Here is a 25,704-nt window from a genome sequence, read left to right on the forward strand (position 1 = left end):
TAAGTGGATGACCCGGGTCGCAGTGCTGTCGGCCGGATCGTGGGGGACCGCCTTCGCCCTGGTCCTCGCCGACGCCGGCTGCGACGTCGTCCTGCACGCGCGCCGCCCCGAGATCGCCGAGGCCGTCAACGGCCGGGGCGAGAACCCGGCCTACCTGCCCGGCATCGCGCTCCCCGACACGGTGAAGGCGACCACCGAGGCGGGCCTCGCGCTGGCCGGCGCCGACGTCGCGGTCCTGTCCATCCCCTCCCAGAGCCTGCGGGACAACCTGGCCGCCTGGGCGCCCCTGATCGAGCCGCAGACCCTGGTGGTCAGCCTGATGAAGGGCATCGAGCTGGGCACCGGTCGGCGGATGAGCGAGGTCATCGCGCGGAGCGCCGGCATCGATCCGGCCCGCGTCGCCGTCCTCTCCGGCCCGAACCTGGCCCGCGAGATCGCCTCCCGCCAGCCTGCCGCCGGCGTCATCGCCTGCACCGACCACGATGTGGCCCGCCGGCTCCAAACCGCTTGCCGGACACCGTACTTCCGCCCCTACACCCACACCGATGTCATCGGCTGCGAGCTCGGTGGCGCGGTGAAGAACGTCATCGCGCTCGCCGTCGGCCTGGCCGCCGGCCTCGGGCTCGGCGACAACGCCAAAGCCACCCTGATGACCCGCGGCCTCGCCGAGACCACCCGCCTCGGCGCGGCCCTCGGCGCCGACCCCGCGACGTTCGCCGGCCTGGCCGGGCTCGGCGACCTCACCGCCACCTGCCTCTCCCCGCTCTCGCGCAACCGCACCTTCGGCGAGCACCTGGGGCGGGGCCTCACCATCGAACAGGCCACCGCCGCCACCGGCCAGACCGCCGAGGGCGTCAAGTCCGCCCTCTCCGTCCTCGACCTGGCCCGGCGCCACCGCGTCGAGATGCCCATCACCGAACTCGTCGTCGCCGTCCTTCAGGGCTCCGTCACGCCCGGCCGGGCCGTCGCCATGCTGATGACCAGGGAACCCAAGGCCGAGCTGTACAGCTGAGCCGAAGAACGGGGTCAGTGCACCGCTCGTGTCCCCGGACCGGGTGCCCGCCCGCGGGGTGGGCACCCCGCCGGGGGGGCCGGGCCGCGGGCCTCTGGCACCATCGCGGGGTGGACAACGGGGACGGGGAACCGACGGCGCGGCGCTTCGCCCTCCATGCGGGCTACGCCGTCTACCGGGGCCCCTCCACCGACAGCGGCCCGCACGCCCACGCCGCCTTCCAGATCGGCCTCACCCCGGCGGCCGTCCTGCCGCTGCTCACACAGGGCGCCTGAGCGCCCGACGACGCCCGGGTCGGCTCCGGAAAGGGCTGGTCCGTCCACAGCGGACGATGAGGGCAGGAGGAAGAACCCACTCCTTGCCACTCTCAATCTATAGCGCACCAGGGGGCTTGCGGCAAGGCCCCGGTGATGCCGCAGAATCCCTGACTAAGGCCGTAACCTGCAGAAACGGGAGATCCACCAAGTGCGTGTGCTGTTGTCGGTCCACAGGTCGTGCGGTGCCACCGAGCCGGTGGCGGGGTCCGCGGCGCGGTTGCGCACCCCCGTCGCCGGGAGGCGGGCGGGCGCGCGGCCGGACCCCGCGGGCGCGACCCAGGATCGGAGCCGCTGACATGAGCCCCCTGACCACCAGCGCGTTCGACCTCCCCGACCGTCTTTCCCCCAAGGCCGACCCGGCGCTGATCGCCGAGGACGAGCGGCACTTCGCGGCCATCACGGAGAGCCTTGAGCAGGCGATCGCCGAACTGTCCGACCGCCTCGACGCCGAGCGCCGGGCGCCCGGCGGCATCGGGCGGGAGGCGATGGACCGGGACATCGAGATCCACCGGCTGACCGCCCGCCTGCGCACCCTGCGCCGCTTCGGCCTGGACCTGTGCCTGGGGCGCATCGTCGCCGCGGACAGCCCCGAGCCCGTGTACATCGGGCGGCTCGGCCTCACCGACAGCGAGGGCCGCCGGCTGCTGCTCGACTGGCGCGCCCCCGCCGCCGAGCCGTTCTTCGCGGCCACCCACGCCAACCCGGCGGGCCTGGCCAGCCGCCGCAGGTACCGCTGGACCCGAGGCCGGATCGGCGACTACTGGGACGAGGTGTTCACCGCCGACGCGCTCGAAGGGCACGCCGCGCTCGACGACCAGTCCGCCTTCATCGCCAGCCTGGGCGGCAACCGCTCGGCCCGGATGCGCGACGTCCTCGCCACCATCCAGTCCGACCAGGACGCCGTCATCCGGGCCGGATCCCGCGGCGCCCTGGTCGTCGACGGCGGCCCGGGCACGGGCAAGACCGTCGTCGCCCTGCACCGCTCCGCCTACCTCCTCTACTCCGACCCCCGCCTGGGCCACCGGCGCGGCGGCGTGCTGTTCGTCGGCCCGCACCAGCCCTACCTGGCCTACGTCGCCGACGTCCTGCCCAGCCTCGGGGAGGAGGGCGTGCAGACCTGCACCCTGCGCGACCTCGTCGCCGAGGGCGCCGCGGCAGGCGTCGAGGCCGACCCTCAGGTGGCCCTCCTGAAGGCGTCCGCCGACCTGGTGAGGGCGATCGAGCCGGCCGTCGGCATCTACGAGGAGCCGCCCACCGAGGGGATGACGGTCGAGACCCACTGGTCCGACATCTGGCTGGGCCCCGACGACTGGGCCGCCGCGTTCGAGGCGCCGGAGCCGGGCACCCCGCACAACGAGGCGCGCGAGCAGATCCGGGAGGAGCTGCTGACGATCCTGATGGACAAGCACCCCGGCAACGCCCCGCCCGAGCAGCTGCGCAGGTCGCTCCTGCAGAACCGGGAGCTGAACCGGGCCCTCAACCGCGCGTGGCCGATGCTGGAGGCGACCGACCTCGTCGGGGACCTGTGGACGGTACCCGCCTACCTGCGCAAGTGCGCCCCCGGCCTCGCCGTCGAGGACGTGCGCAGGCTGCAGCGCAAGGACGCCCAGGCCTGGACGGTGTCCGACCTGCCGCTCCTGGACGCGGCCCGCCAGCGGCTCGGCGACGCGCAGGCGTCGCTGCGCAAGCGCCGCCACGAGGCCTCCGTCGCCGCCGAACGCGCGCAGATGTCCAACGTCATCGACCGCCTGATCGAGGCCGACGACGACGGCGAGGGCGCGCTGACGATGCTGCGCGGACAGGACCTGCGCGACACCCTGGTCGACGGCAGCGCACTGCCTGCCGCCGACCCGGAGCCCCTGGCCGGACCGTTCGCGCACATCGTCGTCGACGAGGCCCAGGAACTGACCGACGCCGAGTGGCAGATGCTGCTGCTGCGCTGCCCGTCCCGGAGCTTCACCATCGTCGGGGACCGCGCCCAGGCCAGGCACGGGTTCACCGAGTCGTGGCGGGAGCGGCTGGAGCGGGTCGGGTTCGACCGGATCGACGTGGCCTCCCTGAGCATCAACTACCGGACGCCGGAGGAGGTCATGGCGCAGGCCGAGCCGGCCATCCGGGCCGCGCTCCCGGACGCCAACGTGCCGACCTCCGTGCGCAGCAGCGGCATCCCCGTCGTCCACGGATCCGTCGCGGACCTGGACGCGGTCCTCGACGGCTGGCTCGCCGAGAACGCGGAGGGGATCGCCTGCGTGATCGGCGACCCGGGGTTCCGGGCGACGGCCCGCGTCCGGTCGCTGACCCCGGAGCTGTCGAAGGGGCTGGAGTTCGACCTGGTCGTCCTCGTCGACCCGCAGGCGTTCGGCACGGGGGTCGAGGGGGCGGTCGACCGCTATGTCGCGATGACCCGGGCGACCCGTCAACTCGTCGTCCTCACCAGCCCCTGACACCGCCCGCCGCGCCCGCCGCGCCCGCCGAGCCCGCCGCGCCCGTTCGGTGGGCGCGGCGGGTCGGCGGGCGCGCGGGCGCCTACCGGGCGGCGGGCGGCTGCGGGCGCAGGCCGTCCATCAGCACCGTGAGGTAGTCCGCCGAGAGGCCCGGCCCGCGCGCCCGCGACCTGGCGATCGCGTACGTGCACTCGCCGATCAGGGTGGTGGTGGCGGCCGGGTCGAGGTCGGTGCGGATCACCCCGGCCTCGCGCGCCCGGACGACCACGTCCAGGAGGGCCTGCTGCAGCGCGGCCTCCTGCGCGGCCAGGCGATCGAGGTGGCCGAGCGGATGGGCGTCATGGACCAGGTCCGGGCGGCGGCGACGGACGTCGTCGGGATCAGGTTCGTGGACGCCGCCGACCGTGACGTGGCGCGCATCGACACGCGGGTGGACGACGGGGTGGAGGTCATGCGCGGGGACCTGGTCGCGCTTCTCCACGAGGCGGCGGGAAGCGGCGTCGAGTACCTCTTCGGCGACTCCGTCACGGCCCTGCGGCAGGACGGCGGCGGCGTCGACGTCACCTTCGAGCACGGCCCCGCCCGCCGGTTCGGCCTGGTGGTCGGCGCCGACGGCATGCACTCCGCCGTCCGGCGTCTGGCGTTCGGCCCCGAATCGCGGTTCCTGCAGTACAAGGGCCACTACTTCGCCTTCGCCGATGCCGACGCGGCCCTGGGGGAGGACCGCTGGGTGACGATGTACAACCTGCCGGGCAGGATGGCCGGGATCTACCGCTCGGGCAACCACGCCCAGGCCAAGGCGTACTTCATCTTCCGCAGCGAGGAGCCGATCGCCTACGACCACCGCGACGTCGAGCGGCAGAAGCGCCTGGTCGGCGCCGCCTTCGCCGCCGACGCGTCCTGGCGCACCGGCGACCTGCTGGCCGGGGCGCTCGCCGATCCGGAGTTCTACTTCGACGCGCTCAGCCAGGTGCGGATGGACTCGTGGTCGACGGGCCGGGTGGCACTCGTGGGCGACGCCGCCCACTGCGCCTCGCCGGCGTCCGGTGCGGGCGCGGAACTCGCCCTGGTCGGCGCCTACCGGCTGGCCGGCGAGCTCGCGGCCGCCGGCGGCGACCACGGGAGCGCGTTCCGGCGCTACCGGCAGGGCCACCGCGCGCGGGTGGAGGAGAAGCAGCGGATCGGCGTCAACATCCGCCTGATGGTGCCCGGGAGCAGCTCCGCCCGACGGGTGCGCGACGCCCTGGTCCGGCTGCCGCTGATGCGGGTGATGGCGGCGGCGGAGCGCCGCCTCGCCCCCGGCGGCTCCCGCCGGCCCCTGCCCGACTACCCGGCCCCCCGCACCCAGGCCCGCTGACCCCCGGGGCACCGGCACCTGAGCCCGGAGCCGCCGGCCGCCCCGGCGGCGTCAGCGCGGGCGCCGCGGCTCCATCCGGAAGTCGAAGGCGGAGGTCCCCGGGTCGAGCGCGGTGACCCCGCCGTCGACGGTGAGGACCGCGCCGTTCACATAGCTCGCCGCCGGCGACAGCAGCCAGCCGATCGCCTCGGCCACCTCCGCGGGCTCCCCGGGCCGGCCCGCCGGGCTCAGCACGGTCGCCTCCCGGTACGCCTGCTCGGCACCGCCGGCCAGGCCCTCCTCCTCGGCGAAGCGCGCCATCCGGCGGTCGGCCATCTCCGTGCGCACCCAGCTCGGGCAGACGGTGTTGGCCCGCAGCCCGAGGTGGCCGTAGTCCACGGCCAGCGAGCGGCAGAGCTGGAGCAGCGCGGCCTTCGAGGTGGCGTAGGCCGCGCTGGAGCCCCCGTTGCGCAGGGCGGCCACGGAGGCGACCGCGACGACGGCCCCCCGCGCGCGCAGCAGGTGCGGCAGCGCGGCCCGCAGCAGCAGGAAGGGGCCGGTGAGGTTCGTCCGCATCACCAGCTCCCAGTCCTCCAGGGTGACGTCGCCCACCGAACCGCCCCGGCCGACACCGGCGTTGAGCACCACCCCGTCGAGCCGCCCGAAGGCCGACACGGCCGCCTCCACGAGCGCCTGGACGTCGTCCGGGTCGGTGGCGTCCGACACGCGGGCGAGGGCGCCGCACTCCCGGGCGATGCGCTCCAGCGGCTCGGGGCGCCGCCCGGAGACCACCACCTGGCAGCCGTCGGCGCGCAGCAGCCGGGCGGTGGCCGCACCGATACCGGTACCGCCGCCGGTGACGAGGACAACGCGCTGGTCGGACATGGGTGGGCGCCTCCGCCGGGGAATCGGTGCTCTGCGTACCATCCGATCCTACGACGCGTCAGAGCGGCGCCCCTCCGCGCCTGTTCGCCCGCCCCGCCCCCGCCCCGGCCCCGGCCCGGGCCCGGGCTCACAGGGTGGCGAGGGCGTAGCGGACGACCTCCTCCACCCCCATGGCGGCGCCGCTCCTGAGCGCGTGCGCGTGGTCCGCTTCGCCCACCTGCCCGCGCAGGCGCTCGTGGAGCGCTCGCAGCAGCGGGAGCTCCACGGGCGCGGGGTGGCGCCCGGTCCGCTCGCGCAGCGCCTGCGCCCCGGCCAGCACCACCACGGCCCGCTCCGGCCGCCCGGCCCCGGCCTCCTGGCGCGCCGCCGTGGTCAGCGCGTCCACCACGGGCATCCACAGCCCCGCCTCCAGGCAGCCGCGCAGGGACGCCGCCAGCCACCGGGCGGCCGTGCGCGGATCGCCGGCCGCGTGCAGGTTCCGGGCGTGCTGGGCCCGGTGGCACACGGCGGCGAACAGGTCGCCGGCCACGGCGGTGTCCCGCAGCGCGGCCCCCGACAGGGCCGCGGCACGCGCCGGATCCCCGTCGTAGTAGGCCGTCTCGGCCCGCGCCCAGCGGACTGCGGCCAGCGGAGTGCGGGCCCCGCAGGCCGCCAGGACCTCCTCGGCGCGGGCGAGTTCGGCACCGGCCGCGGCCGTGTCGCCCAGCGCGCAGTGGGTGATCGCCACCGCGGTGCGCAGCTGCGCGACGGCCTGCCGCGTGCCGTGCCGCAGCACGGGCGCCAACACGCCCGCCGCGATCGCGGCGCCCTCCGCCGCACGGCCCTGCAGGCAGCGCACGACCGAGAGTTGGGCCAGCCCCTCCAGCCACAGCGGGACGTCGCCGCAGCCCTCGGCGAGCCGGGCGGCCTCGGCCAGCATGCTCGCCGAATGGTTCAGGTCGATGCTGAAGGAGATCATGCCCGCCGCGTACAGCACCTGCCGGCGCGCCTCGGGCGGTGCGGGCGGATCCAGCCGCTCCAGGGCCCGCCGCACCCAGTACAGCCCCTCGCGCGGCAGGTCGGCCCACAGCCAGGCCATGGCGCCGACGAGGTCCGCCCCCAGCGCCGGATCGCCCGGTGCGCGGGCGCCGGAGCCCAGCGCCCACTCCAGGGCGGCCCGCAGGTTCGGCAACTCCCGCCGCAGCTCCGTGCGCAGCCCGACATCGCTGCCGTCGCCCGCGCCCTGCCCGACCCGGACGCACAGCTCGCAGTAGTGGGCGGCGTGCCGGCGCAGCGCCTGCGCCCGCGCACCCCCGTCCGCCGCCCGGTGCTCGGCCGTCCGCTCCGCGGCCAGCTGCTCCGCCGCGAACTCCCGTACGGCCCCCAGCAGCCGGTAGCGCACCGCGTCACCGTCGTGCTCCGCCACGACCAGCGAGCGCTCGACGAGGTCGCGCAGCACCGCGCCCACCCCCGGCCCGCCGCCGCTGTCGCCGCCACAGGCCACCGCCAGCGCGGCCTGCTCGGTGAACCCGCCGGCGAACACCGACAGCCGGGCGAAGACGTACTGCTCCTCCTCGGTCAGCAGCCGGTGGCTCCACCCGATCGCGGAGCGCAGCGAGTTGTGCCGGGCCGGCCGGGCCCGCCGCCGGGCCAGCACCTGCAACTGCCGGTCCAGCCGGGCGGCGACCGTGGCCGAGGGCAGCGTCCGCAGCTGCGCCGCGGCGAGCTCCAGAGCCAGCGGCAGCCCCTCGGTGGCCCGGCAGATCCGGGCCGCCGACGGCGCCGTGCGCGCCGTCACGGCGAACGACGGCACCTGGGCGACGGCCCGGTCGATCAGCATCCGGCCCGCCGCCGACCGCAGGACCTCCTCGGGCGAGTCGCGCGCCGGTACCTCCAGCGGACCGACCGTGCGCACGCTCTCGCCGGGGATCGCCAGCGGCTCCCTGCTGGTGGCCAGGATGCGCAGGCCGCGGCAGCGCGACAGTAGGGCGTCGGCCAGGTCGGCGCACGCCTCCAGCACGTGCTCGCAGTTGTCGAGCACCAGCAGGGCGTTGTGGGCGGCCAGCCCCGCGGACAGGGCGTCGAGGATCGGACGGCCCGGCCCGGCGGGCAGTCCCAGCGCGGCGGCGACGGCGGCGGGCACGAGCTCGGGTTCGTCCACGGCGTCCAGCTCCACCGGCCGGGCGCCGCCGCCGATCCCGCACCCGTGCCCGCCGCCGCACCCGTGCCCGCCGCCGCACCCGCTCTCGTCGCCGGCCCGCTGCGCGACGGCCAGCGCCAGGCTGGTCTTGCCGACCCCGGGCGGGCCCACCAGGGTCACCAGCCGCCGGGTGGCGAGCAGCGCCGCCAGTTCGGCCACCTCCGCGTCCCGCCCGAACAGCGGAGCCCGCACAGGCACGGACCGGACGACGGCGGACCGCACCGGCGCCGGGCCCGGAGCAGGGTCCGGCGCCGGCCCGGGCGCGCGGACGGCGGCCGCGGCAGGCGGCAGGCCCGGGTCCTCCGTCAGGATCAGCCGGTGCAGCTCCTGCAGCGCGGCCCCCGGCTCCACGCCCAGCTCGGCGGACAGCACCCGCCGGGCGTCCTGGAACGCGGACAGCGCCTCGGCGGCCCGCCCGGCCCGGTACAGGGCGAGCATCAGCAGCCGGTACGCCGACTCCCGCAGCGGATGGGCGCGCACCACGGCCCGCACCTCGGCGACCAGGTCCGGCCGTGGACCGAGGGCCAGTTCGAGGTCCAGGCACTCCTCCAGGACCTCCACCCGCCCCTCCGCCAGCCGTGCGGCCTCCGCCTGGAGCGGCTCCGAGGCCAACCCGTCGAACGCGGGCCCGCGCCACAGGGCGAGGGCCGCCCGCAGTCGCTGGACCGCCTCGGCCGGGCGCCGCCCGGCCGCCGCCGCCCGCCCGTCGAGGACCAGCCGCTCGAAGCGGCCCAGATCGGTGTCCACGGCGTCCGCGGACAGCCGGTAACCGGCCTCCCGGGTCTCGATCGCCGCCGCCCGCCCGGGGCCGCCCGCACCGAGGGCGCGCCGCAGCGCCGACACCATGGCCTGCACCTGGGCGCGGGCGGTGGCCGGCGGCTCGGGTCCCCACGCGGCGGCGGTCAGCTGCTCCACCGACACCGACCGCCCGAGCTGCACGGCGAGCACCGCGAGCAGGATCCGGGCGCGACCGCCCGGCAGGGCCACCGGGCGGTCGCCGACCGCCGCCTCCAGCGGCCCGAGCACCCTCAACTCCACACCAGGCCCCCGCCCTTGGCCGCCGCGTCCGCCCACCGGACCGTCCGTATGCCACCCTGACAGACGGCAGCGGCCCCACCAAGAGGGCGGGGCGTGTACAGGCCATAGCGGAACCGGGGCGGATCCGTGGCGCCCGGCGGCACAGTCCTCCACAGGACCGAAGCGCCGCCCGGACCACGGGCGGGCCGACCGATGGGAATCCGCCATGCGATCGAAGTTCCTTGCTGCAACGCTGAGTTCACTGGCCCTGCTGGGAGCGGGGATGGCCGTCCCGGCGCAGGCCTCCGCCGCGCCCGTCCCGCTGATGAGCGGGACAAGGAGCTGCGACAACGAGGTCGGATCGAACGACTCCAGCTGCAAGATGTACTTCAACGCCTCCAAGTGGTACCAGGGCGACTGGGTGGCCGTGCACGTCAGCAGGGACGGCTATGCCTGGGCCAACGGCTACTCCGACAAGACCAACAAGAGCTACCAGGTGCGGGTCCGGGCCGCGAACGGCGAGCAGCTGTACTCGGAGTGGAAGGTGGGCGGCACCGGCGTGGGCGTCTCCGCCGGCCCGGTGAACAAGTGGTCGGGCTACCCCACCGCCACGCTCTTCTTCTACGGGGGCGGCTCCCTGTCCATCACGGCCGACCGCCTCTGACCCGCCCCGCATCCGCGGCGCCGCGCCCGGCGCCGCACACGTGACACCGGCCGGCCCGAACAGCAACGGGGGACCGGGCCGGCCGGCCCCGGGGCGCCGCGCCCGACGGGCCGTCAGGACCGCCCGACAGAGCTGGCTCTTGGGCTGGATGACCGCATTCCTCACCCGGTCGGGGCATCCGTTCACCCGTCCGCCCCGGGTGGATTGCGGACGGCCGGAGTTTGTGTGCAAACGTCTCTTCGGCGGCTCCCCTGCGGGAGCTCCATGCCCGGCCCGCCCGGGGCGCTTCGCCCTGCGGGCCGGTGGAAGACCAGAGACGACCGGAAGGACATTGAAATGTCGGTGCGTGGAACGCTCCCCAAGCTTGTCGTGATCGCCACCCTGGCCGCCGCCGCGGCGGTCGCCGCCCCGACCGCCGCCCTGGCGTACGGCGGCCAGCACCAGCCGCAGCTGCCCTCCTCCCTGAGCAAGCTGGAGGCCGGGAACGCCGCGGTCGGCCTCGTCGGCCCGCGGATCAACTGGCTGGTCGCGTCCGAGGAGACCCACGGCTGATCGGCCCGGCCGACCTGCGGCCGACGGCCGCACCAGGGGTTCGACGGCCGGCGGCCCCGGGGCGACACCACCCCGGGCCCGCCGGCCGTCCGCCGCGGGGCACCCGCTCCCGGCCCAGGCCCGGCCGCGCGGGCTCGAAAATAGGAGGCGCCGCACCGCATGGCGGCCCTATCCTCCCCATCATGATCGACTGGAGCGGGATCGAAGCCGCCGACTGCGCCATACCCGCCGACCGCCCCCTGGAGGAGCTCGTACAAGGCCTCTCCCGGGCCCTGGCGGACCCCGACCCGCTGATCCGGGACGGAGCGGCCTACGAGGTCCTGTCGACCTGGATCGAGCGCGGGGTGATCGACGCCCCCCGGCGACTGGCGCTGGGCGACGAGATGGCCGCCCGCTTCCTCGACCGGGAGATCCAGGCCCGCACGTTCGCCCCCCTCGTCCTCGACATGCTGGTGGGCGCAGGGGACTTCAGCGCCCCCTGGGTGACGGCCTTCGAGCAGTGGTACCCGCAGGAGCAGGACCTGCGCGGCCACGACGGGGAACTCGGCTGGCTCCACGCGGTCGCCCACGGCGCCGACCTGCTGGGCCGGTTCGGCTGCCACCCCGAGGTCGCTCCGACACGCATGCTCGACCTCGCCGCCGCCCGGCTGACGGCCCCCACCGACCACGTCTTCGACCAGCTGGAGGACGACCGCCTGGCACGGGCGGTCGCCCGCATCCTCACCCGGCCCGACCTGGAGCGGCACGACGCGACGGCCTGGCTGGACCAGGTCGCCGCCCGCTTCGGCGCCCCCGTCATCGGCGTCCCCGTCCCCGCCGACCGCAGCAACTGCCTGCGCACGCTGCGCATGCTCTACGTCCTCGCCGACCGGGGCGTGCGCTGGGACGGCGCCTCGCCGCCGCAGCCCCTGCCGCACGGCGAGGCGGTCAAGGCCCGCCTCGCCGAGGTCCTCGACCTGATCGTCAAGCGCTGACGGCGGCGCACCCCCCGGGCACCGGCACCGTCGCCCGCCCTCTGCTGCCCGCTCCCGGGGCGCCGGGGGGCGGGGCGGCGCCCGCCCCCCGGACGCCGCTCACCCGGCCCGCTCAGGAGCGGTGGACGGCGTTCCAGTGCGCGGTCGGGTCGTCGAAGGCCTCCTGGTAGCCGGGGTTGGCGATCGGGCGCCCGGCGAGGACCTGCTCCGGGATGTCGAAGGCGTCGACCAGCGCTCCCGCGTGGCCGGCGAGCCGGGCGATGCTCTGCTCCGCCAGGTCGGCGAGCGCGTCGGCCCGGTCGGCCGCCAGGTACCGCCCGGCGTGGAGCGCGGCGGCGTGCGCCTGGATGCGCCGCACGGTGAAGAGCTGGTGCAGGTCGAGGAGCACGGCGCGGGCCGTCGGGTCGGTGGCGCGCTCGGCCATGGCGAGCAGGGCGGTCGCGGCGCGGTGCTCGGCGTGGGCGGTGACGGCGGCCAGGGCGGCGGGAGCGGCGGCGTTCCACCGGTGCAGGCCGTCGCCGGGCGGCGCCTGGCGCAGGCGGGTGCGGGCGCGGGCCAGCAGCAGGTGCTCGGCGGCCTGCAGGAGCTGCTGGCGCACGGCCGGGTCGGCCGGCTCGCCCTCGGGGGCGGCGGCCGGCGGGGTGTCGTGGCCGAGCAGCAGTTCGGCGCCGGTCTTGGCCCAGAGGGCGAGGTTGTCGCCCTCGGCGGTGATCGTCCCCTCGATGTCCATGGTGAGGGAGACGATCCCGTTGACGGGCAGCAGCCCCTGGGCGCCGCAGCGCTCGCGGCACTCGATCAGCAGCGCACGGGCCTGCCAGGTGATCCAGCCCTTGGCGAGGGCGACCCGGCGTTCGGCGAGGGCCCTGGCGGCCGGGTCGGTGTGCTCGTGCCCGGCCCACAGGGCGGTCGTGGCGCGGTGCAGCGCCGTCATGGCGTAGGCGGTGGCGAGCCCTTCCAGCAGCGGGCCGTGGTGGGTGCGGTGCGCCCACAGGGGCACCCTGCGGTCCGGGCGGGCGCCGCTGACGTGGCGGTGGTGTGCGTAGCGGACGGCGGTGGCCAGGGCGACCCGGGCGCCGCCGATGGCGCTGGCGCTCATGCAGAGCTTGCCGAGGGCGACCCGGCCGATGCTGGTGAGGAACCGTTTCCGCTTGCTGCCCAGTGCGCTGGTGAAGGTGCCGTCGTCGCCGAGTCGGCCGTGCTCGCCGGTCAGCAGTGCCTCGTGGGGCAGCAGGACCTGGTCGAAGGAGGTCAGGCAGTGGTCCACCGGGCTGCCGGGACGCAGCGGGAGCGGGCGGACGGTGACCCCGGGCAGGGTGCCGTCCTGGTCGGTGAGCGGGGTGAGGAAGAGGAAGATCCCGTGGTCGCGGCCCTCGGCCAGGAGCCTGGCGGCGACCACGGCGGACTTGGGGCCGCCGGCCGGACCGGTGTTCGGCATGAACTTCTGCGCGCCGGCGTGCGGGGTGTGCAGGGTGAACGTGCGGTCGGCCGGGTCGTAGACCGCGGTCGTCTCCAGGGCGGTGGCATCGTTGCCGTGGCCCAGTTCGGTGCACAGGAAGGTGCCGATCCGCTCCATGGCGAGGTACTCGTCCAACGGCCGCTTGTCGTGGGGGTCGTGGTCGAGCAGGCTGCCGAGGAAGAGGTTGTAGTGGATGCCGGCCAGGACCGTGAGCCCGCCGTCCAGCAGGGCGGTCCACTCGTGAAGGGCGGTCAGGAGGTAGGGGTCGGAGGCCAGTCGGGCGGGGTCGGCCGCCCGGTTCACCCGGCGCAGCCGCCGGTAGGACGCGGTGAGCTGGTCGGCGGGGCTCGTCTCGGGCTGCCGGTGCATCCACGGGTCGGTGGTTAACTCCCGCCACGGCCCGTGGACCCGTTCGCGGTCCGCCCCGAAGAGGAGGCCGCTCAACTCGGCGGTGGCCGGGTCGGCCGGCGTGTCGGGTGCGCCGGTATCGACCGTGCGGATACCAGGAATGGGGATCATGCTCTGACTAATTGCGCACGGTGCCCGGATGACACGCCTCTGTGATCAAACTCACCGCCCGCAAGCCCGACCGGGGCCCGGGCCCGGCTCCCCGAAGGGCGCGGCGAAGCGCCGCGGACCGGTGGCCGCGGGAGGTCCCGCACCCGTGTCGACGGGCCGTCAGGCGGAGCGGGTTCACCGCCGCCGAACCGCCGGCCCGCGATCCGGCGCCGGAGCCGCCCCGGGACTGACAGACTGGTGATCATGACCGTCGACCAGCGCCCGTCGTGGCGCCCCTTCTCCGAACCCGCCGCCGACCTGCCCGCCCAGCAGGAGCGCCCCCGCCTGCTGCCCGTGGAGCGGTCCCCCTTCCTGGAGCCCGCCGGCTCGGCCGACCCGCAGCAGTGGCAGGACACCTGGCAGGACCCGTTCGGCGGCGACCTGCCCGAGGCGGCGGCCCGGCACTGACCGGGTCCGGTGGCGGGCGGGGCCGGTGGCGGGTGATCCCGCCGCCCGCCGGGTCCGACCGCCGGTGTCGACCGCCGGCAGCCGCGGACACCTTTCCCGCGGCGGTCTGTCACATCCCCGGTCCGGGATCCGTCAGTGGGGTGTAGGCACGAGAGACCGCTGAAGGGGAGCCCGCCATGAACACCACCGCCACCGCCACCGAGACCGCCACCGAGACCGCCACCGAGACCGAGACCGTCACCGAGGCCACCGAGACCGCCGCCGCCGGGCTGACCTCGCGGATGTCGGACCCGTCCGAGCTGGTCCCGGAGCTGAAGGAGCTGGGCGGCTGGCTCTACCGGGCGACCGGCAACCACTCCGTCGCCCGCACCACGATCGGCCTGGTCCAGCTGCGCGCCGGGCAGATCGTCGGCTCCACCTACCTGACCGCGATGCACACCGGCCTGCTGCGCAAGGCCGGCGAGAGCGACCAGCGCATCGACGCCGTGGCGACCTGGCCCACCGCCCCGTACTTCACCGACGCCGAGCGCGCCGCCCTCGCCCTCGTCGAGGCCGTCCTCACCCCCAACCCCCACGGCGAGCGCGTCCCGGACGCCCTCTACGCCGAGGCCGCCCGCCACTACGACCCCAGGGCGCTGGCGACCCTCACCATCGCCATCGGCCAGGTCAACTTCTTCGTGCCGCTCGCCCTCATCGGCAAGCCCGTCCCCGGCGTGGCCCCCACCCGGCAGTGGACCTGACGCACCCCCGGCCGACGGCGCGCCGCGCCGCCCGCCGCCCGGAGCGTGCCCGGGAACATCCCTGGAATCTGGGATGTCGCCGCACCGATCGCCGCTGAGAGGATCCGGCGTACGGCGCCGACGCCGATCAGGCGCCGGGCGCCGCAAGCCGCCGCGGGAGCCCGGACACCGGGGGAGCGCGCACGCCGCCGTACCGCGGGTGCGCACTGCCGCCGGGCTGCCCGCCCGCCTCGAAGGAGAGTGCACACCCATGAGAATCCGCCGAATGATCACCGCAGCGGCCGCCGTGGCCGTGCTGGCCCCCGTGCTGGTCATGACCGCCGGGGCCCAGGCGAACGCCGCGGCGCCGACCTCCAAGCCGACGGTCGCCGACCTGCCGTTCGACATCACCGTCGACCAGCCGGTCGGGGTGCTGCAGCTGTCGAAGTACGACCAGTGCGTGGCGGCGTACAACGTCAACTACTGGGCCGGGGGCGCCGCCTTCGCGCGCGGCCAGTGGTACGCCTGCATGGCCTGAGCCGAACGCTCCGTCTCCCGCCCCGGGCCGCGACCGATGCCGCCCGGGGCCGGCGCGTTCGGCGGGCCGCCGGGCGGCGACGGTTCGGCTCCGGGCCGGTCCTCAACACCCGCCGTCCTCAACGCCCGCCGTCCTCAACGCCCCTGGCCGCGGGCGGCCGGGCGGGTGGTGCGGGCTGCGCCCGGGCGCGACGGGCACCGTCAGCAGGGGGGCCTTCGGACATGACATGGTGTCCCGTGAAGCCGTCTACCGGCACCACCCACCCAGGAGGTCCTGCATGAGCAGCGACGTAGCGCCATCCAACAGCCCCGAGACGCCCGACGAATCCGAGACGACCGATGCCGCCCAGGCTCCGGCGCCCGGCTCCCAGGACGACGTGAAGGCCCGCTTCCTCGCCGCGCTGGAGCGCAAGCACGGCGCCAAGACCGGCGGCAGGAGCGGCGGTCCGGACGGGGACTCGAAGATCCACGGCGCCCACAGCGCAGCGGGCGGCAAGCGCAACTTCCGCCGCAAGAGCGGTGGCTGACCACTCCGGCTGACGCCGGGGCCGCCGGGCCGGGTCCCGGCCGAGCGGCCTGAGCACCCGGCCGGGGGAGCGGGCCTTCGCACCGCCCGGGGAACGGCCGTGCACGCCGTCCCCGGCCGGTCCGTGAGCGGCCTCCGCTCCCCGGCCGGGGCCGCCCGCGAGGCGGCCGGGCGGGTGGCCGGGCCCGGGGCGCGGGGCCGGTGCCGGAGGGCGGCGCCCGGCGATCGTTGGTGTAATGAGTAGTGCCGGTGCACCTGAGGGCGGGGTCCGACGACATCTGCTGTGACGGGAGCCGCACCATGACGCCACCTTCCTCCCCGGCGCCCTCCTCCCCGACCCCGGTCATGTTCATCCACGGGCTGTGGCTGCACTCCACGAGCTGGCAGCCCTGGGCGGAGGCGTTCCGCGCCGCCGGGTACGAGCCCCTGATGCCGGAGTGGCCCGGGGCCCCCGACACCGTCGCCGGGGCCCGCGAGAACCCGGAGCTCCAGGCCGGCCACGGTCTCGCCGAGATCTCCCAGCACCACGCCCGGATCATCCGCGACCTGGGCACCAGGCCGGTCCTGGTCGGCCACTCGGTCGGCGGGTTCATCGCCCAGCACCTTCTCGGCCAGGGCCTGGCGGCGGGGGCGGTGGCGATCTGCCCCGGCCAGATCCGCGGGGTCAAGGCCGTCGGACCGGCCCAGGCGAAGTCGACGTTCGCGTTCCTCAGCCACCCGGCCAACACCAAGCGCGCGGTCTCCCTGGACGCCGAGCAGTTCCGCTACGCCTTCGCCAACGCCGTCTCCCGCGAGGAGTCCGACGAGCTCTTCGAGAAGTGGACCGTCCCCAGCCCGGCCAGGCCGCTGTTCCAGCTGGCGCTGTCCAACTTCGCCCGGCGCTCCCCGGCCCGGGTCGACACCCACAACGACAACCGGGGCCCCCTGCTGCTGCTGTCCGGCAAGCTGGACCACACCGTCCCGGACGTCCTGACCCGCTCCACCTTCAAGCAGTACCGCAAGTCCGGCGCCGTCACCGAGTACCGCAGGTTCGACGACCGCGGCCACTCCCTGATCGTCGACAGCGGCTGGCCGGACGTCGCCGAGGCCGCGCTCGGCTGGCTCCGGGAGAAGAACCTCACCTGAGCGCACCCGCGGCCCGGGGCCCCGCCCCGGGCCGCGGCCGGACAGGGCCTAGTTGACGGCGTCGGGGTGCGAGCCGGTGCGCAGGCCGCGGTCGAGTGCGGCGACGGCGGCCATCTCCTCGTCCGAGAGCGTGAAGTCGAAGACGTCGATGTTCTCGCGGATCCGGGCCGGCGTCGCGGACTTGGGGATCACGACGTTGCCGAGCTGCAGGTGCCAGCGGATCACGACCTGGGCGGGCGACTTGCCGTGCCGGGCGGCCGCGGCGACGATCGCCTCGTCGCCGAGCACCGCGCCCTGGGCCAGCGGGCTCCAGGCCTCGGTGGCGGTGCCCTGCTCGGCGTGCAGGGCGCGCAGCTCGGCCTGCTGCAGGCCGGGGTGCAGCTCGATCTGGTTGACGGCCGGGACGAGGGAGCTGTGCTCGGCCAGGCGGCGCAGGTGCGCGGGCAGGAAGTTGGAGACGCCCGCGGCGCGGATGCGCCCCTCGGCGGCCAGCTTCTCCAGGGCGCGCCAGGTGTCGAGGTAGAGGTCCCGGGCGGGGGCGGGCCAGTGGACGAGGTACAGGTCGGCGTAGTCCGTGCCGAGCTTGGCGAGGCTGGCGTCGAAGGCCCTGAGGGTGGCGTCGTAGCCCTGGTCGGCGTTCCACACCTTCGTGGTGATGAACAGGTCCTCGCGGGCCAGCCCGGAGGCGGCGACGGCGCGGCTCACACCGGCCTCGTTGCCGTAGACCGCGGCGGTGTCGATGGAGCGGTAGCCGGCTTCCAGGGCGGAGCCCACCGCGGCGGCGGTCTCGTCGTCGGGGATCTGGAAGACGCCGAAGCCGAGCTGGGGGATCTCGACGCCGTTGTTGAGCTTGACGGTGGGGGCGGATGCCATGGGAGACGTTCCTTGTCGTGAGGATGTGTACAGGTGGGGGAGTGATGGTCGGTCAGGGCCGCGCCGCGCCCGTCACGCCGGGGCGCCGGCCGCCCTGACGGTCGCGACCAGGGGTCGCAGCCGGGGGTCGAGGTCCGCCGCCTCCAGCGCCTCGCGCAGCGCGGCCCCGTTGGTGGGGCGGGCCTCCTCCAGCAGCTTCAGGCCGGCCTCGGAGACGTTGGTGTAGATGCCCCGGCGGTCGGTGGGGCACAGGTAGCGCGCCAGGAGCCCGCGGTCCTCGAGGCGGGTCACCAGACGGGTGGTGGCGCTGTGGCTGAGCACGACGGCGTCGGCGACCTGCTTCATCTGCAGGTGGCCGCCCTCGCCGTCGTGCTGGCGGCTGAGGACGTCGAGCAGCGAGTACTCGCGCACGCTCAGGTCGTGCCCGGCCTGCAGGGCCCGCTCGACACGGGTCTCGATCCTGTCGTGCAGCAGCGAGAGCGCGCACCAGCCCTGGGCGAGGGCGGTGAGGGCGGGGTCCGTAGCGGTCATGGGGTGGTTCCTCCGTCCCGGGCGACTACGATCCCAGGATAGCTCACATACGCAATTATCCGCGAATGTAAGTAGTCGGCGTAAGCAAGTATCTCGGAGCCCGGCCGGGCCCCCTCCCACCCCCTGCGACCGCCGGGAGGACACGCGCCACCCGCCGGGCCCGGCCACCCGGGGAGCCGCCCACCACCGGGTTACGCTCGCAGCCCGCCCCGCTGCGCCTCGTCCCGCCGCCCGGCCCGAGCCCGGCGAGGCGGCCACCCCCCACCACCCGGCGACCCGAAGAAGCCCACCCACCATGACAGGACACCGCCCCACCGGCCACCGCACGGCGGACGGCCCCGGACCGGGGCAACAGCCGGTCCCTGGCGAGGCCCGCTGGCCGATGGCCACCGCGGTCGGCACCGCGATGGTGCTGACCGTGCTGCTGCCCGACGACCTGCGACTGGCACCCCGCTGGGTGGTCCCCCTCGTCGAGGGACTGCTCCTGGTGGCGCTGATCGCCGGCGACCCGGGACGGATCGACCGCCGCTCGACCGCCCTGCGCGCCCTGTCGATCGCCCTGGTCGGCGTACTCGTCCTCAGCGCCGCCTGGTCGACCGCCCAACTGGTCGACGACCTCGTCCACGGCGGGAACGAGACCGCCTCGGCCGCCGCACTGCTGCGCGCCGGCGGCGGCGTCTGGGGCAACACGGTGCTGGCCTTCTCCCTGCTCTACTTCGAACTCGACAGCGGGGGACCGGCCGTCCGCGCCCACCGGATGCCCGCCGCCCCCGCCCTCGCCTTCCCCCAGCAGCTCACCCCCGAGCTGAGCCCCCCGCACTGGCGGCCCCGGTACATCGACTACCTCTACCTCGGGCTCACCAACTCCACCGCCTTCAGCCCCACCGACGTCATGCCGCTGGCACCCTGGGCCAAGATCGCCATGGCCGCCCAGTCCATCATCTCCCTGCTCATCCTGGGCCTGGTCGTCGCCCGGGCCGTCAACGTGCTGGCCTGACCCGGCCCGGCGCCACCACCGCGCCGCGCTGAACCCGGCGCCGCGCTGATCCGGCGCGAACCGTCGGACACCGCCTAGGCTCACCCCATGGTTCGCCCCGACGAGCGCGCCGAAGGCGCCGGACCGTTCACCACCCGCCTCACCTGGCGGCTGGCCGAGGGCGGCTCGGCCGTCTGGGAGTCCCGGCTGGCCCGCAAGCGCGGCGCGCTCAGGGTCCGCGCCGAGACGGGGGCGGAGGGCCCGCCGCGCAGCGCCGACGACAGGGCACTGCACCGCCTGCGCGTCCTCAACACCGTCGCCGCCGTCGCCTTCACGGTCGGCGGCGCCCTGTTCGCCCTCGGCGCCGCCCTCGCCGAGGCCGGCTCGGCGGGCCCCACCGCGATCGCCTCGGTCTACTTCGCCGGCGGCCTGTTCTTCAACACCGGCGGCTACGCCTCGCTGCTCCAGGCGGTCAACGCCCCGCGCCGCTCCGGCACGGCGGACTCGCTGGTCACGGGCGGCTGGCGGTGGTGGAGCTACGAGCCCGGACGGATCGACTGGCTGAGCACCTTCGTCCTGTTCGCCGGGACGCTCGTGTTCGGCGTCAACCTGTTCGACTCGTTCCTCCAGGGGCTCTCGGCCCAGCAGGTCAACCGGCTGATCTGGGCCCCCGACATGGTGGGCTGCGCGCTGTTCCTGGTCTCGGGGCACCTCGCGCTGGTCGAGGTCTGCCACGGCCGCCCGTGCTGGCGCTCGCGCAGCCTCGGCTGGTGGGTCGTCGCGGTCAACCAGTTCGGGTCCGTGCTGTTCCTGGTCTCCGCGCTGGCCGCCTTCACCCGCCCGCAGACCGGCGACCTGGTCAGCACCGGCATCGCCGACTGGGGGACCTTCGCCGGCGCGCTGTGCTTCTCGGTCGGCGGCGTCCTGCAGTACTTCGAGCGGCCGTAGGGCCCGCCCTCAAGCCCCCGCCTGCGGTGTGGCGGTCGACGACGGGCCCGGGGGCAGTTGCCACACCCGTAGGGCGCCCTCGCTGCCGCCGCTGGTGACGAGGGTCCTCCCGTCGGGGCTGAGTGCCATCGAGCCGTTCTCGGCGTTGGCGGCGGGGGAGAGCGCGTGGGTGGCGCCCCGGGTGGCGGTGTCCCACACCTGGACCTCGCCGTTGCCGAGGAGGCCGGCGACGGTGCCGCCGTCCCGGCTGAACGCCACCTCGAACACGTTGCCGCCGCCGTTCTCCAGGGTGCCGGCGGCGGTCCGGGTCGCGACGTCCCACAGCCGGACCGAGTCGTCCCAGCCGGCTCCGGCCAGGGTCTTCCCGTCGGGGCTGAACGCCACCGAGCTCACGTAGTCGGTGTGGCCGGTGAAGACGGCGGTGACGGATCCGCTCGCGAGGTCCCAGAGCCGGACCGCCCGGTCGCCGCTGGCGACGCTCCTCCCGTCCGGGCTGAACGCCACCGCGGACACGGCCGATTCGTGCTGGCCGAGCAGCGTGCCGGTACCGGCCCCGGAGGCGAGGTCCCACAGCCGGACGGCGCTCTCGGAGGCGCAGCTGACCAGACTCCTCCCGTCGGGGCTGAACGCCACCGAGGCCACCGAGCCGATGCTGCCGCTGAGGACGGTGGTGGTGGTCCGGGTGGTGAGGTCCCACACCCGGATGACGCCGTCGTGGCAGCCGCCGGCGACGGTCCTGCCGTCGGGGCCGAACGCCAGCGCGTCCACCCGGGTGCCGGATCCCGGGTCGAGGACGAACCCCATCCGGGGGCCCTTGGCGCCGCCGCCGGATCCGCCGGAGCCACCGGTGGGCCGCAGCGCCAGGAAGGTCCCGCCCGAGGCCGCCGCCAGCGCGGTGAGGCCGCCGAGGAGCAGGGCGCGCCGGCTCGGGCCGCGCCGGGCGGCCGACGGGTGGGCCGCCGGGTCGGTCGCCGGGTCGGTCGGTGCGGCGCCCGGCGCGAACGCGGTGGCGGCCGCGGTCGGCGCGCGGTCGATCGGCACCACGGCCGCCGCAGCCGGTGCGGGCGCCGGGGCGGTGCCCAGGTCGAGGGTGGGGGCGGCCGGGCGGGCGGCGGGCTGCCGGAGCCCGCGCAGCCGGCGCACCACGTCCGGGGTGTCCGGCCGCTCGGCCGGGTCCTTGGCCAGCAACGAGGCCACCAGCCGGTCGAGTTCGACCGGGACGTCGGCGCGCACCGAGCGCAGCGGTGCCGGCACCTCGTCCAGGTGGCGGCGCATCAGCGCCCAGGCCTGCTCGGTGGCGGGGAAGGGCGGGGCGCCGGTCAGCAGCGCGTACAGCACGCACCCCAGCGCGTACAGGTCGCACCGCCCGTCGACCTGCTCGCCGCGCCACTGCTCGGGCGCCATGTAGGGCGGGGTGCCGAACGGCCGGCCGGTGATGGTCAGCCCGGTCGTGGCCTCCGCGGTGCGGGCGATCCCGAAGTCGCAGATCTTCAACCGGCCGTCGTCCAGCAGGAACAGGTTGCCCGGCTTCAGGTCGCGGTGGACCACCTGGCGGGCGTGCGCGGCGGCCAGCGCCTCGGCCGCCTGGAGCGCGAGGGAGACCGCCTCGGCGACGGGCAGGCCGCCCGGCGCCCCGGCCAGGACCGCCGCGAGGTCCCGCCCCTCCAGCAGCTCCATGACGATGAACAGCCGGTCCTCGTGGCGTCCGAAGTCGTGCACCACCGTGATCCCCGGATGCTGGAGCCCCGCACCGATCGAGGCCTCCCGCCGGAACCGCTGGAGCAGTTCGTCCCCCGCGTCGAACTCCAGCAGCACCTTCACTGCGACGCCGCGCTCCAGCCCGACGTCGTGGCCCTTCCACACCTCGCCCATGCCGCCCCGGCCGAGCCGTGCGTCGAGCCGGTACCTCCCGAGGATCTGGTCCCCCGCCTGCACGATTCCCCCTGCGCCCGATCAACCCCGGTCATGACAAGGGCCATTGTGCAGGACGTATGCGCACCCGCCGGGCCGCGGTCGGATCACGCCAGGGCCCGGACCGGCCCCGGACGGCGGCTTGTCCCGCTTTCGGCGGGGGTGGGGCCTCTGCGGGCGGATCGATAGCTCAGCCATCGACATACTCTCATCATTGACCTATGCTCGCGGTCGTGGCCACCCGTCAACTGCGGGAGCCGGACCGGTCCGTGCCCGCCGCGCCCGGCCGGCCTCCCGCGGCCCGGCGCGGGCGCGTCCCCGCAGGCCCCCCGGCCGCGGGCCGCCGCGGCGGGGGGCGCATGTCGAAAGAGACGGCGAGGTGCGCCTCGCCCCGACCGCACGGAGTACCCCTTGACCACCAGGCACCTCCAGACCGTTGTCGCGCTGTCCGCCGCCGCGCTGCTGCTGGCGCTCACCGCCGCCGTCGCCCTGTTCGCCCTCCGGCTCGGCCAGGCCGTGGAGTGCTCCCGCTCCCTGGCCTGCCCGAGCCGCACGGCCGACAGCGCGGTCACGGGAGTCGCCCGGGCGGCCGCGGACCTCGGCGCACGGACCGAGGCCGGCCGGCTCGACCGCTAGGGGCCCCGTCCTCGAACTCCCGTCTGTGGCAAGGGCGGACGCCGGGCATCCCAGAAAGCTGGGATATCGAATCCTGGCAGGACGCGGACAAACTGGCGAGTGATCGCCCGCCGCGAGTGGCTGCCCCAAGTGGCGGGCGGTCCTCCCCTTGTGCCGACACCTCCTGGAGCAGTCTTGCGTTCATCCCTCAGGCGCCTCGTCCTCGCGATCGCGCTCGCCCTGACCGGTCTGGTCCTGGTGCCGGGCGCCGCGTCCGCCGACACCCCGGAGACGATCCTGTTCAACCAGTACTCCGACCGCTGCCCGGACGGGAGGTCGGGGCTCCAGGAGATGCGCGTCTGCGCCCCGTCCGACACCCCGGGCAAGTGGGTGGTCAGGAACGTCCCGGGCTACCCCGAGCGGTACACGATCACCACCCGCACTGCCGACGGGGACATCTGCCTGACGTCCGACGACCTGCCGAAGACCAGCTCGTGTCTGGCGGGTCTGACCACCCAGCAGTGGGAGGTCACCCCCTTCCAGGCGGAGGCGCCGTTGTACGGCCTGGTCGGGCTGCGGCTGAAGAACGTGTCGAGCTCGAACTGCCTGGACAACTCGCGGAGGAACTTCGGCGGTTGGAAGCTGGTCATGCGCGGCTGCGACAACGGCCCGTACCAGCAGTGGAACGTCTACCCGGACACCTACCAGGCCCTGTTCGGCGCGCCTGGCCGGCACAACGGCATGACCTGGGCCGCCCTGGAGCAGCGCGCCGACAACGTGGTGCACGTCGGCTACGACAACGCCACCAACAGCAACCCGTACAGCGGTGACACCCCGTCGAGCGCCGTGCTGCCGCTGCTGTGCCTCAGGCAGGACGGCCGCCCCGCCCCCGCCGGCGTCCCCACCAGCGGCTTCCACAGCTGGGCCGGCGGCGAGGTGAGGGCCACCGCGCCGCTGCCCGGCTACCAGCTCTCCAGCCGTGCCGCCGCCGACCAGAAGTGCGCCAACAGCTTCGGCGCCGGCTTCCGGATGGCCGAGTTCCACGACGGCTCCGGCTGGGGCCTGTGGGCCAACGGCACGCTGCCCGCCAACACCCGCTTCTGGACCGCCATCAGCGACCAGCCCGCCAACCCCTGGAGCTGATCCCCCTCCGGGCGCCGGGGCGGGCGCCACCACCGGCGCCCGCCCTCACCCGTGCCCGCCACCGACCGATCGGCCTGGCCCGCCCGGCCGGCCGAACAGACCCTCCTCGCGCGCCTTCCAGGCCAGGGCCGTCGCGAACCGGGCCGTGCCCAGCAGCCCGGCCAGCGCGGCGGCGATCCACAGCGGGATCGCGAGGACGCTCGGCCTCCCCGTGACCATCCGCCCGCCGTCGAGCCACACCCTGGTCTCGTGCCCGTCCGGATACACCTTCTCGACCGGCCGGTCCTCGCTGAACTCGCGGCCGTCGGCGCTCCAGTGGTACACGCAGCCGTAGGTGGCGTGGCCGCCGCCCTCGGCGTTCACCGTCCGCCCCGTCGTCCGGCAGTTCGTCACGGTGGCCGTCACGCCGGGCGGTTCGTGCTGCCGGTCCCGGATGGCGTGGTTGGCCTGGGCCGTCGCGAAGACCGTGCCCAGGGCGAGGGTCAGGAGCACCGCGACCGCCAGGCAGGAGACGGCGTAGCCGGCGCCGGAGACCTCCCGGCGCAGCGGAAGCGAGGCGCCGACGGCCGCCAGCAGCGCGATCCCGCAGACCGCGGGCCACCAGCCCCGGTCACCCGGCGCGTCCTGCGAACCCGCCCACACCACCGGCGCGGCCGCGACCGCCAGGACCGCCACCGCCACCACCACGCCCGCGGCACAGCGCCGCTGGAACGCCGTCCACTGCACGGAAGGCCCGAACACCACCCCGCCCCCCTCTCCCCGTACACCCGCACGTCCGCACACCGGTACGTCCGTACATCCGACCGTCCGATTCTCCGGCCGGCCGCCCCCGGGGCACACTCCTGCGCCGACTCTCCACCCAACCGGTGACAGGGCCGCGACATCGTCACGGCCGGGGGCGCCGCCCCGCCCGGCGCCCGGCGGTCACAGCCAGCCCCGCTCCTTGGCGCGCAGGGCCGCCTGGAAGCGGGTCGCGGCGTTGAGGCGGGTCAGCAGATCGGCCACATGGGAGCGGTACTTGCGCACCGAGATGTTCAGCTCGCGGGCCGCCGTCTCGTCCTTGCCGTGCTCGCTGAGCGTGCGCAGCACCTCGGCCTCGACGGCGCTGAGGTCGAGCCGGTCGATGTCCGTGGCACGCGCCCACTGCCGCTCGAACAGGTCGACCAGCGCGGCCACGATCCCGGGCTGGGCGATCTGCAGCGTGTCGGAATCCGGCCGGTCCGGATCGATCCGCACGAAGGCCACCCGCCGGTCGACGATGAGCAGTTGGCCGAACGGCTCGGCCGTCACCCGGTGCACGTCGCCCAGGGCGTGCCAGTACCGGGCGTAGGCCATCTGGTCGGGCTGGTCGAGGGCCGCCGTGCTGATGAGGGTCCGGTTGGCCAGCCCGTCCGCCAGCTGGCGCCGGAAGCGGTCGGCCTCCACGCCCTGGCACGGGGTCCTGCCGCGCGGCAGGCGCTTGGCGTTCATCATCTCGAAGCGGCCGGGCATCGTGCGGATCCGGTGGGTGACCTGCGCGGGGTCCAGGATGCGTTCGACGAGTTCGACGGGCCGGCCCTGGCGCGACTCCTCCGCCAGCTCCCGCACCACGTCGAAGGCCGCGTCCAACCGGGCCAGTTCACGGGAGGTGTGCTCCACCCGGCGGCGCACCAGCAGGTCCACCGCGGCCGCGGGCGCCAGCGCGGCCATCCGCGCGTCGACCACCCCCAGGGCCTGCAGCTCGGCGAGGACCGCACGCAGGCCCGGCAGGCCCAGCTCCGCCCCGGCCGTGTCGGGATCGCTGTGCCGGGTACGCAGCAGGTAGCGGTAGACGCGCTCCTGGTCGTACGTCAGCCCCAGGCTCTGAAGACTCATCGCCGCCCCCTGCCGTGCAGTTTCCTGCAAGGAGTGTTGCACCATCTCCCCGTTCCGCCTGCACACGGGCGATCGTCATGCTGGCAACGACGCGCCGGGCGGAGGGACCGCCCACGGCGCCGACCGACGCGGACCCGCACCAGC

The 25,704-nt window shown here is 75.4% G+C and carries 25 protein-coding genes; 16 read left to right on the forward strand and 9 right to left on the reverse strand.

Translation table 11 applies throughout. The annotated features are described in order from the left end of the window. The first annotated feature begins 7 nt into the window (after positions 1-7). The 3 genes from ACGFZP_RS21425 (at position 8) to helR (ending at position 3,773) form a co-directional block, all read left to right on the forward strand. Positions 8-1,012, forward strand: a complete 1,005-nt coding sequence (locus ACGFZP_RS21425; protein ID WP_392935229.1) for an NAD(P)H-dependent glycerol-3-phosphate dehydrogenase — start codon at positions 8-10, stop codon at positions 1,010-1,012. Between the two features lie 110 nt (positions 1,013-1,122). Then, the gene (locus tag ACGFZP_RS21430; protein ID WP_392935231.1) at positions 1,123-1,287 is read left to right on the forward strand and encodes a hypothetical protein; all 165 of its coding nucleotides are present in this window, start codon (positions 1,123-1,125) and stop codon (positions 1,285-1,287) included. A gap of 338 nt (positions 1,288-1,625) precedes the next feature. Beyond that, positions 1,626-3,773, forward strand: a complete 2,148-nt coding sequence (helR, locus tag ACGFZP_RS21435) for an RNA polymerase recycling motor ATPase HelR (protein ID WP_392935233.1) — start codon at positions 1,626-1,628, stop codon at positions 3,771-3,773. Positions 3,774-3,855: 82 nt separating this feature from the next. On the opposite strand, the gene ACGFZP_RS21440 is transcribed toward helR, so the two are convergent. Then, a complete protein-coding gene (locus ACGFZP_RS21440) occupies positions 3,856-4,122 on the reverse strand; it encodes a hypothetical protein (protein WP_392935547.1) in 267 nt (88 codons plus the stop codon). Between ACGFZP_RS21440 and ACGFZP_RS21445 the strand changes: the two genes are divergently transcribed. Continuing rightward, a complete protein-coding gene (locus tag ACGFZP_RS21445; protein ID WP_392935235.1) occupies positions 4,114-5,130 on the forward strand; it encodes an FAD-dependent monooxygenase in 1,017 nt (338 codons plus the stop codon). The two genes, ACGFZP_RS21440 and ACGFZP_RS21445, sit on opposite strands and share 9 nt — an antisense overlap. A gap of 51 nt (positions 5,131-5,181) precedes the next feature. Here ACGFZP_RS21445 and ACGFZP_RS21450 read toward each other — a convergent pair whose 3' ends face one another. Continuing rightward, positions 5,182-5,994: an SDR family NAD(P)-dependent oxidoreductase gene (locus ACGFZP_RS21450; RefSeq protein ID WP_392935237.1), complete on the reverse strand. Its 813-nt coding sequence runs from the start codon at positions 5,992-5,994 to the stop codon at positions 5,182-5,184. A gap of 127 nt (positions 5,995-6,121) precedes the next feature. Then, the gene (locus tag ACGFZP_RS21455; protein ID WP_392935238.1) at positions 6,122-9,199 is read right to left on the reverse strand and encodes a BTAD domain-containing putative transcriptional regulator; all 3,078 of its coding nucleotides are present in this window, start codon (positions 9,197-9,199) and stop codon (positions 6,122-6,124) included. A 217-nt stretch (positions 9,200-9,416) separates the two neighbouring features. Between ACGFZP_RS21455 and ACGFZP_RS21460 the strand changes: the two genes are divergently transcribed. The 3 genes from ACGFZP_RS21460 (at position 9,417) to ACGFZP_RS21470 (ending at position 11,380) form a co-directional block, all read left to right on the forward strand. Next, a complete protein-coding gene (locus ACGFZP_RS21460) occupies positions 9,417-9,854 on the forward strand; it encodes a hypothetical protein (RefSeq protein ID WP_392935240.1) in 438 nt (145 codons plus the stop codon). A gap of 336 nt (positions 9,855-10,190) precedes the next feature. Continuing rightward, the gene (locus ACGFZP_RS21465; RefSeq protein WP_387943830.1) at positions 10,191-10,406 is read left to right on the forward strand and encodes a hypothetical protein; all 216 of its coding nucleotides are present in this window, start codon (positions 10,191-10,193) and stop codon (positions 10,404-10,406) included. A 182-nt stretch (positions 10,407-10,588) separates the two neighbouring features. Further along, positions 10,589-11,380 (forward strand): DUF2785 domain-containing protein, encoded by a 792-nt coding sequence (locus tag ACGFZP_RS21470; RefSeq protein WP_392935243.1) that lies wholly within the window; start codon positions 10,589-10,591, stop codon positions 11,378-11,380. A 112-nt stretch (positions 11,381-11,492) separates the two neighbouring features. On the opposite strand, the gene ACGFZP_RS21475 is transcribed toward ACGFZP_RS21470, so the two are convergent. Further along, on the reverse strand, positions 11,493-13,355 hold the full coding sequence (locus ACGFZP_RS21475) for an acyl-CoA dehydrogenase (RefSeq protein ID WP_392935246.1): 1,863 nt from the start codon (positions 13,353-13,355) through the stop codon (positions 11,493-11,495). A gap of 243 nt (positions 13,356-13,598) precedes the next feature. Here ACGFZP_RS21475 and ACGFZP_RS21480 point away from each other — a divergent pair, with 243 nt between their 5' ends. The 5 genes from ACGFZP_RS21480 to ACGFZP_RS21500 all read left to right on the forward strand — a co-directional run bounded on the left by ACGFZP_RS21480 (position 13,599) and on the right by ACGFZP_RS21500 (position 16,709). Next, entirely contained in the window at positions 13,599-13,802 is a 204-nt protein-coding gene (locus ACGFZP_RS21480; protein ID WP_392935249.1) for a hypothetical protein, read from the forward strand. A 281-nt stretch (positions 13,803-14,083) separates the two neighbouring features. After that, positions 14,084-14,542, forward strand: coding sequence for a carboxymuconolactone decarboxylase family protein (locus ACGFZP_RS21485; RefSeq protein WP_392935548.1), 459 nt, complete (start codon positions 14,084-14,086; stop codon positions 14,540-14,542). Between the two features lie 265 nt (positions 14,543-14,807). After that, positions 14,808-15,059 (forward strand): hypothetical protein, encoded by a 252-nt coding sequence (locus ACGFZP_RS21490; RefSeq protein WP_392935252.1) that lies wholly within the window; start codon positions 14,808-14,810, stop codon positions 15,057-15,059. Between the two features lie 277 nt (positions 15,060-15,336). Next, a complete protein-coding gene (locus tag ACGFZP_RS21495; protein ID WP_392935254.1) occupies positions 15,337-15,585 on the forward strand; it encodes a DUF5302 domain-containing protein in 249 nt (82 codons plus the stop codon). A gap of 299 nt (positions 15,586-15,884) precedes the next feature. Then, positions 15,885-16,709 (forward strand): alpha/beta hydrolase, encoded by an 825-nt coding sequence (locus tag ACGFZP_RS21500; protein WP_392935257.1) that lies wholly within the window; start codon positions 15,885-15,887, stop codon positions 16,707-16,709. Between the two features lie 48 nt (positions 16,710-16,757). Here ACGFZP_RS21500 and ACGFZP_RS21505 read toward each other — a convergent pair whose 3' ends face one another. Next, positions 16,758-17,582 (reverse strand): aldo/keto reductase, encoded by an 825-nt coding sequence (locus ACGFZP_RS21505; protein ID WP_392935260.1) that lies wholly within the window; start codon positions 17,580-17,582, stop codon positions 16,758-16,760. Positions 17,583-17,654: 72 nt separating this feature from the next. After that, on the reverse strand, positions 17,655-18,113 hold the full coding sequence (locus ACGFZP_RS21510) for a MarR family winged helix-turn-helix transcriptional regulator (protein WP_392935261.1): 459 nt from the start codon (positions 18,111-18,113) through the stop codon (positions 17,655-17,657). 295 nt (positions 18,114-18,408) lie between these two features. Here ACGFZP_RS21510 and ACGFZP_RS21515 point away from each other — a divergent pair, with 295 nt between their 5' ends. Beyond that, the gene (locus tag ACGFZP_RS21515; RefSeq protein ID WP_392935264.1) at positions 18,409-19,110 is read left to right on the forward strand and encodes a hypothetical protein; all 702 of its coding nucleotides are present in this window, start codon (positions 18,409-18,411) and stop codon (positions 19,108-19,110) included. Between the two features lie 87 nt (positions 19,111-19,197). Then, positions 19,198-20,037: a hypothetical protein gene (locus ACGFZP_RS21520; protein WP_392935266.1), complete on the forward strand. Its 840-nt coding sequence runs from the start codon at positions 19,198-19,200 to the stop codon at positions 20,035-20,037. A 9-nt stretch (positions 20,038-20,046) separates the two neighbouring features. On the opposite strand, the gene ACGFZP_RS21525 is transcribed toward ACGFZP_RS21520, so the two are convergent. Further along, complete coding sequence (locus tag ACGFZP_RS21525) at positions 20,047-21,972, reverse strand: WD40 repeat domain-containing serine/threonine protein kinase (RefSeq protein WP_392935269.1); 1,926 nt, start codon at positions 21,970-21,972, stop codon at positions 20,047-20,049. Between the two features lie 387 nt (positions 21,973-22,359). Here ACGFZP_RS21525 and ACGFZP_RS21530 point away from each other — a divergent pair, with 387 nt between their 5' ends. Then, positions 22,360-22,584, forward strand: a complete 225-nt coding sequence (locus ACGFZP_RS21530; protein WP_392935271.1) for a hypothetical protein — start codon at positions 22,360-22,362, stop codon at positions 22,582-22,584. 174 nt (positions 22,585-22,758) lie between these two features. After that, positions 22,759-23,706, forward strand: a complete 948-nt coding sequence (locus ACGFZP_RS21535) for a hypothetical protein (RefSeq protein ID WP_392935273.1) — start codon at positions 22,759-22,761, stop codon at positions 23,704-23,706. Between the two features lie 45 nt (positions 23,707-23,751). Here the strand turns inward: ACGFZP_RS21535 and ACGFZP_RS21540 are convergent, their stop codons facing one another. Both ACGFZP_RS21540 and ACGFZP_RS21545 read right to left on the reverse strand, forming a co-directional pair. Continuing rightward, positions 23,752-24,447, reverse strand: a complete 696-nt coding sequence (locus ACGFZP_RS21540; protein WP_392935276.1) for a hypothetical protein — start codon at positions 24,445-24,447, stop codon at positions 23,752-23,754. Between the two features lie 183 nt (positions 24,448-24,630). Continuing rightward, positions 24,631-25,560 (reverse strand): hypothetical protein, encoded by a 930-nt coding sequence (locus ACGFZP_RS21545; protein WP_392935277.1) that lies wholly within the window; start codon positions 25,558-25,560, stop codon positions 24,631-24,633. Positions 25,561-25,704: the final 144 nt, after the last annotated feature.

It is taken from the genome of Kitasatospora sp. NPDC048239 (genome assembly GCF_043202015.1).
In the GTDB taxonomy this organism is placed as follows: Bacteria; Actinomycetota; Actinomycetes; order Streptomycetales; family Streptomycetaceae; genus Kitasatospora.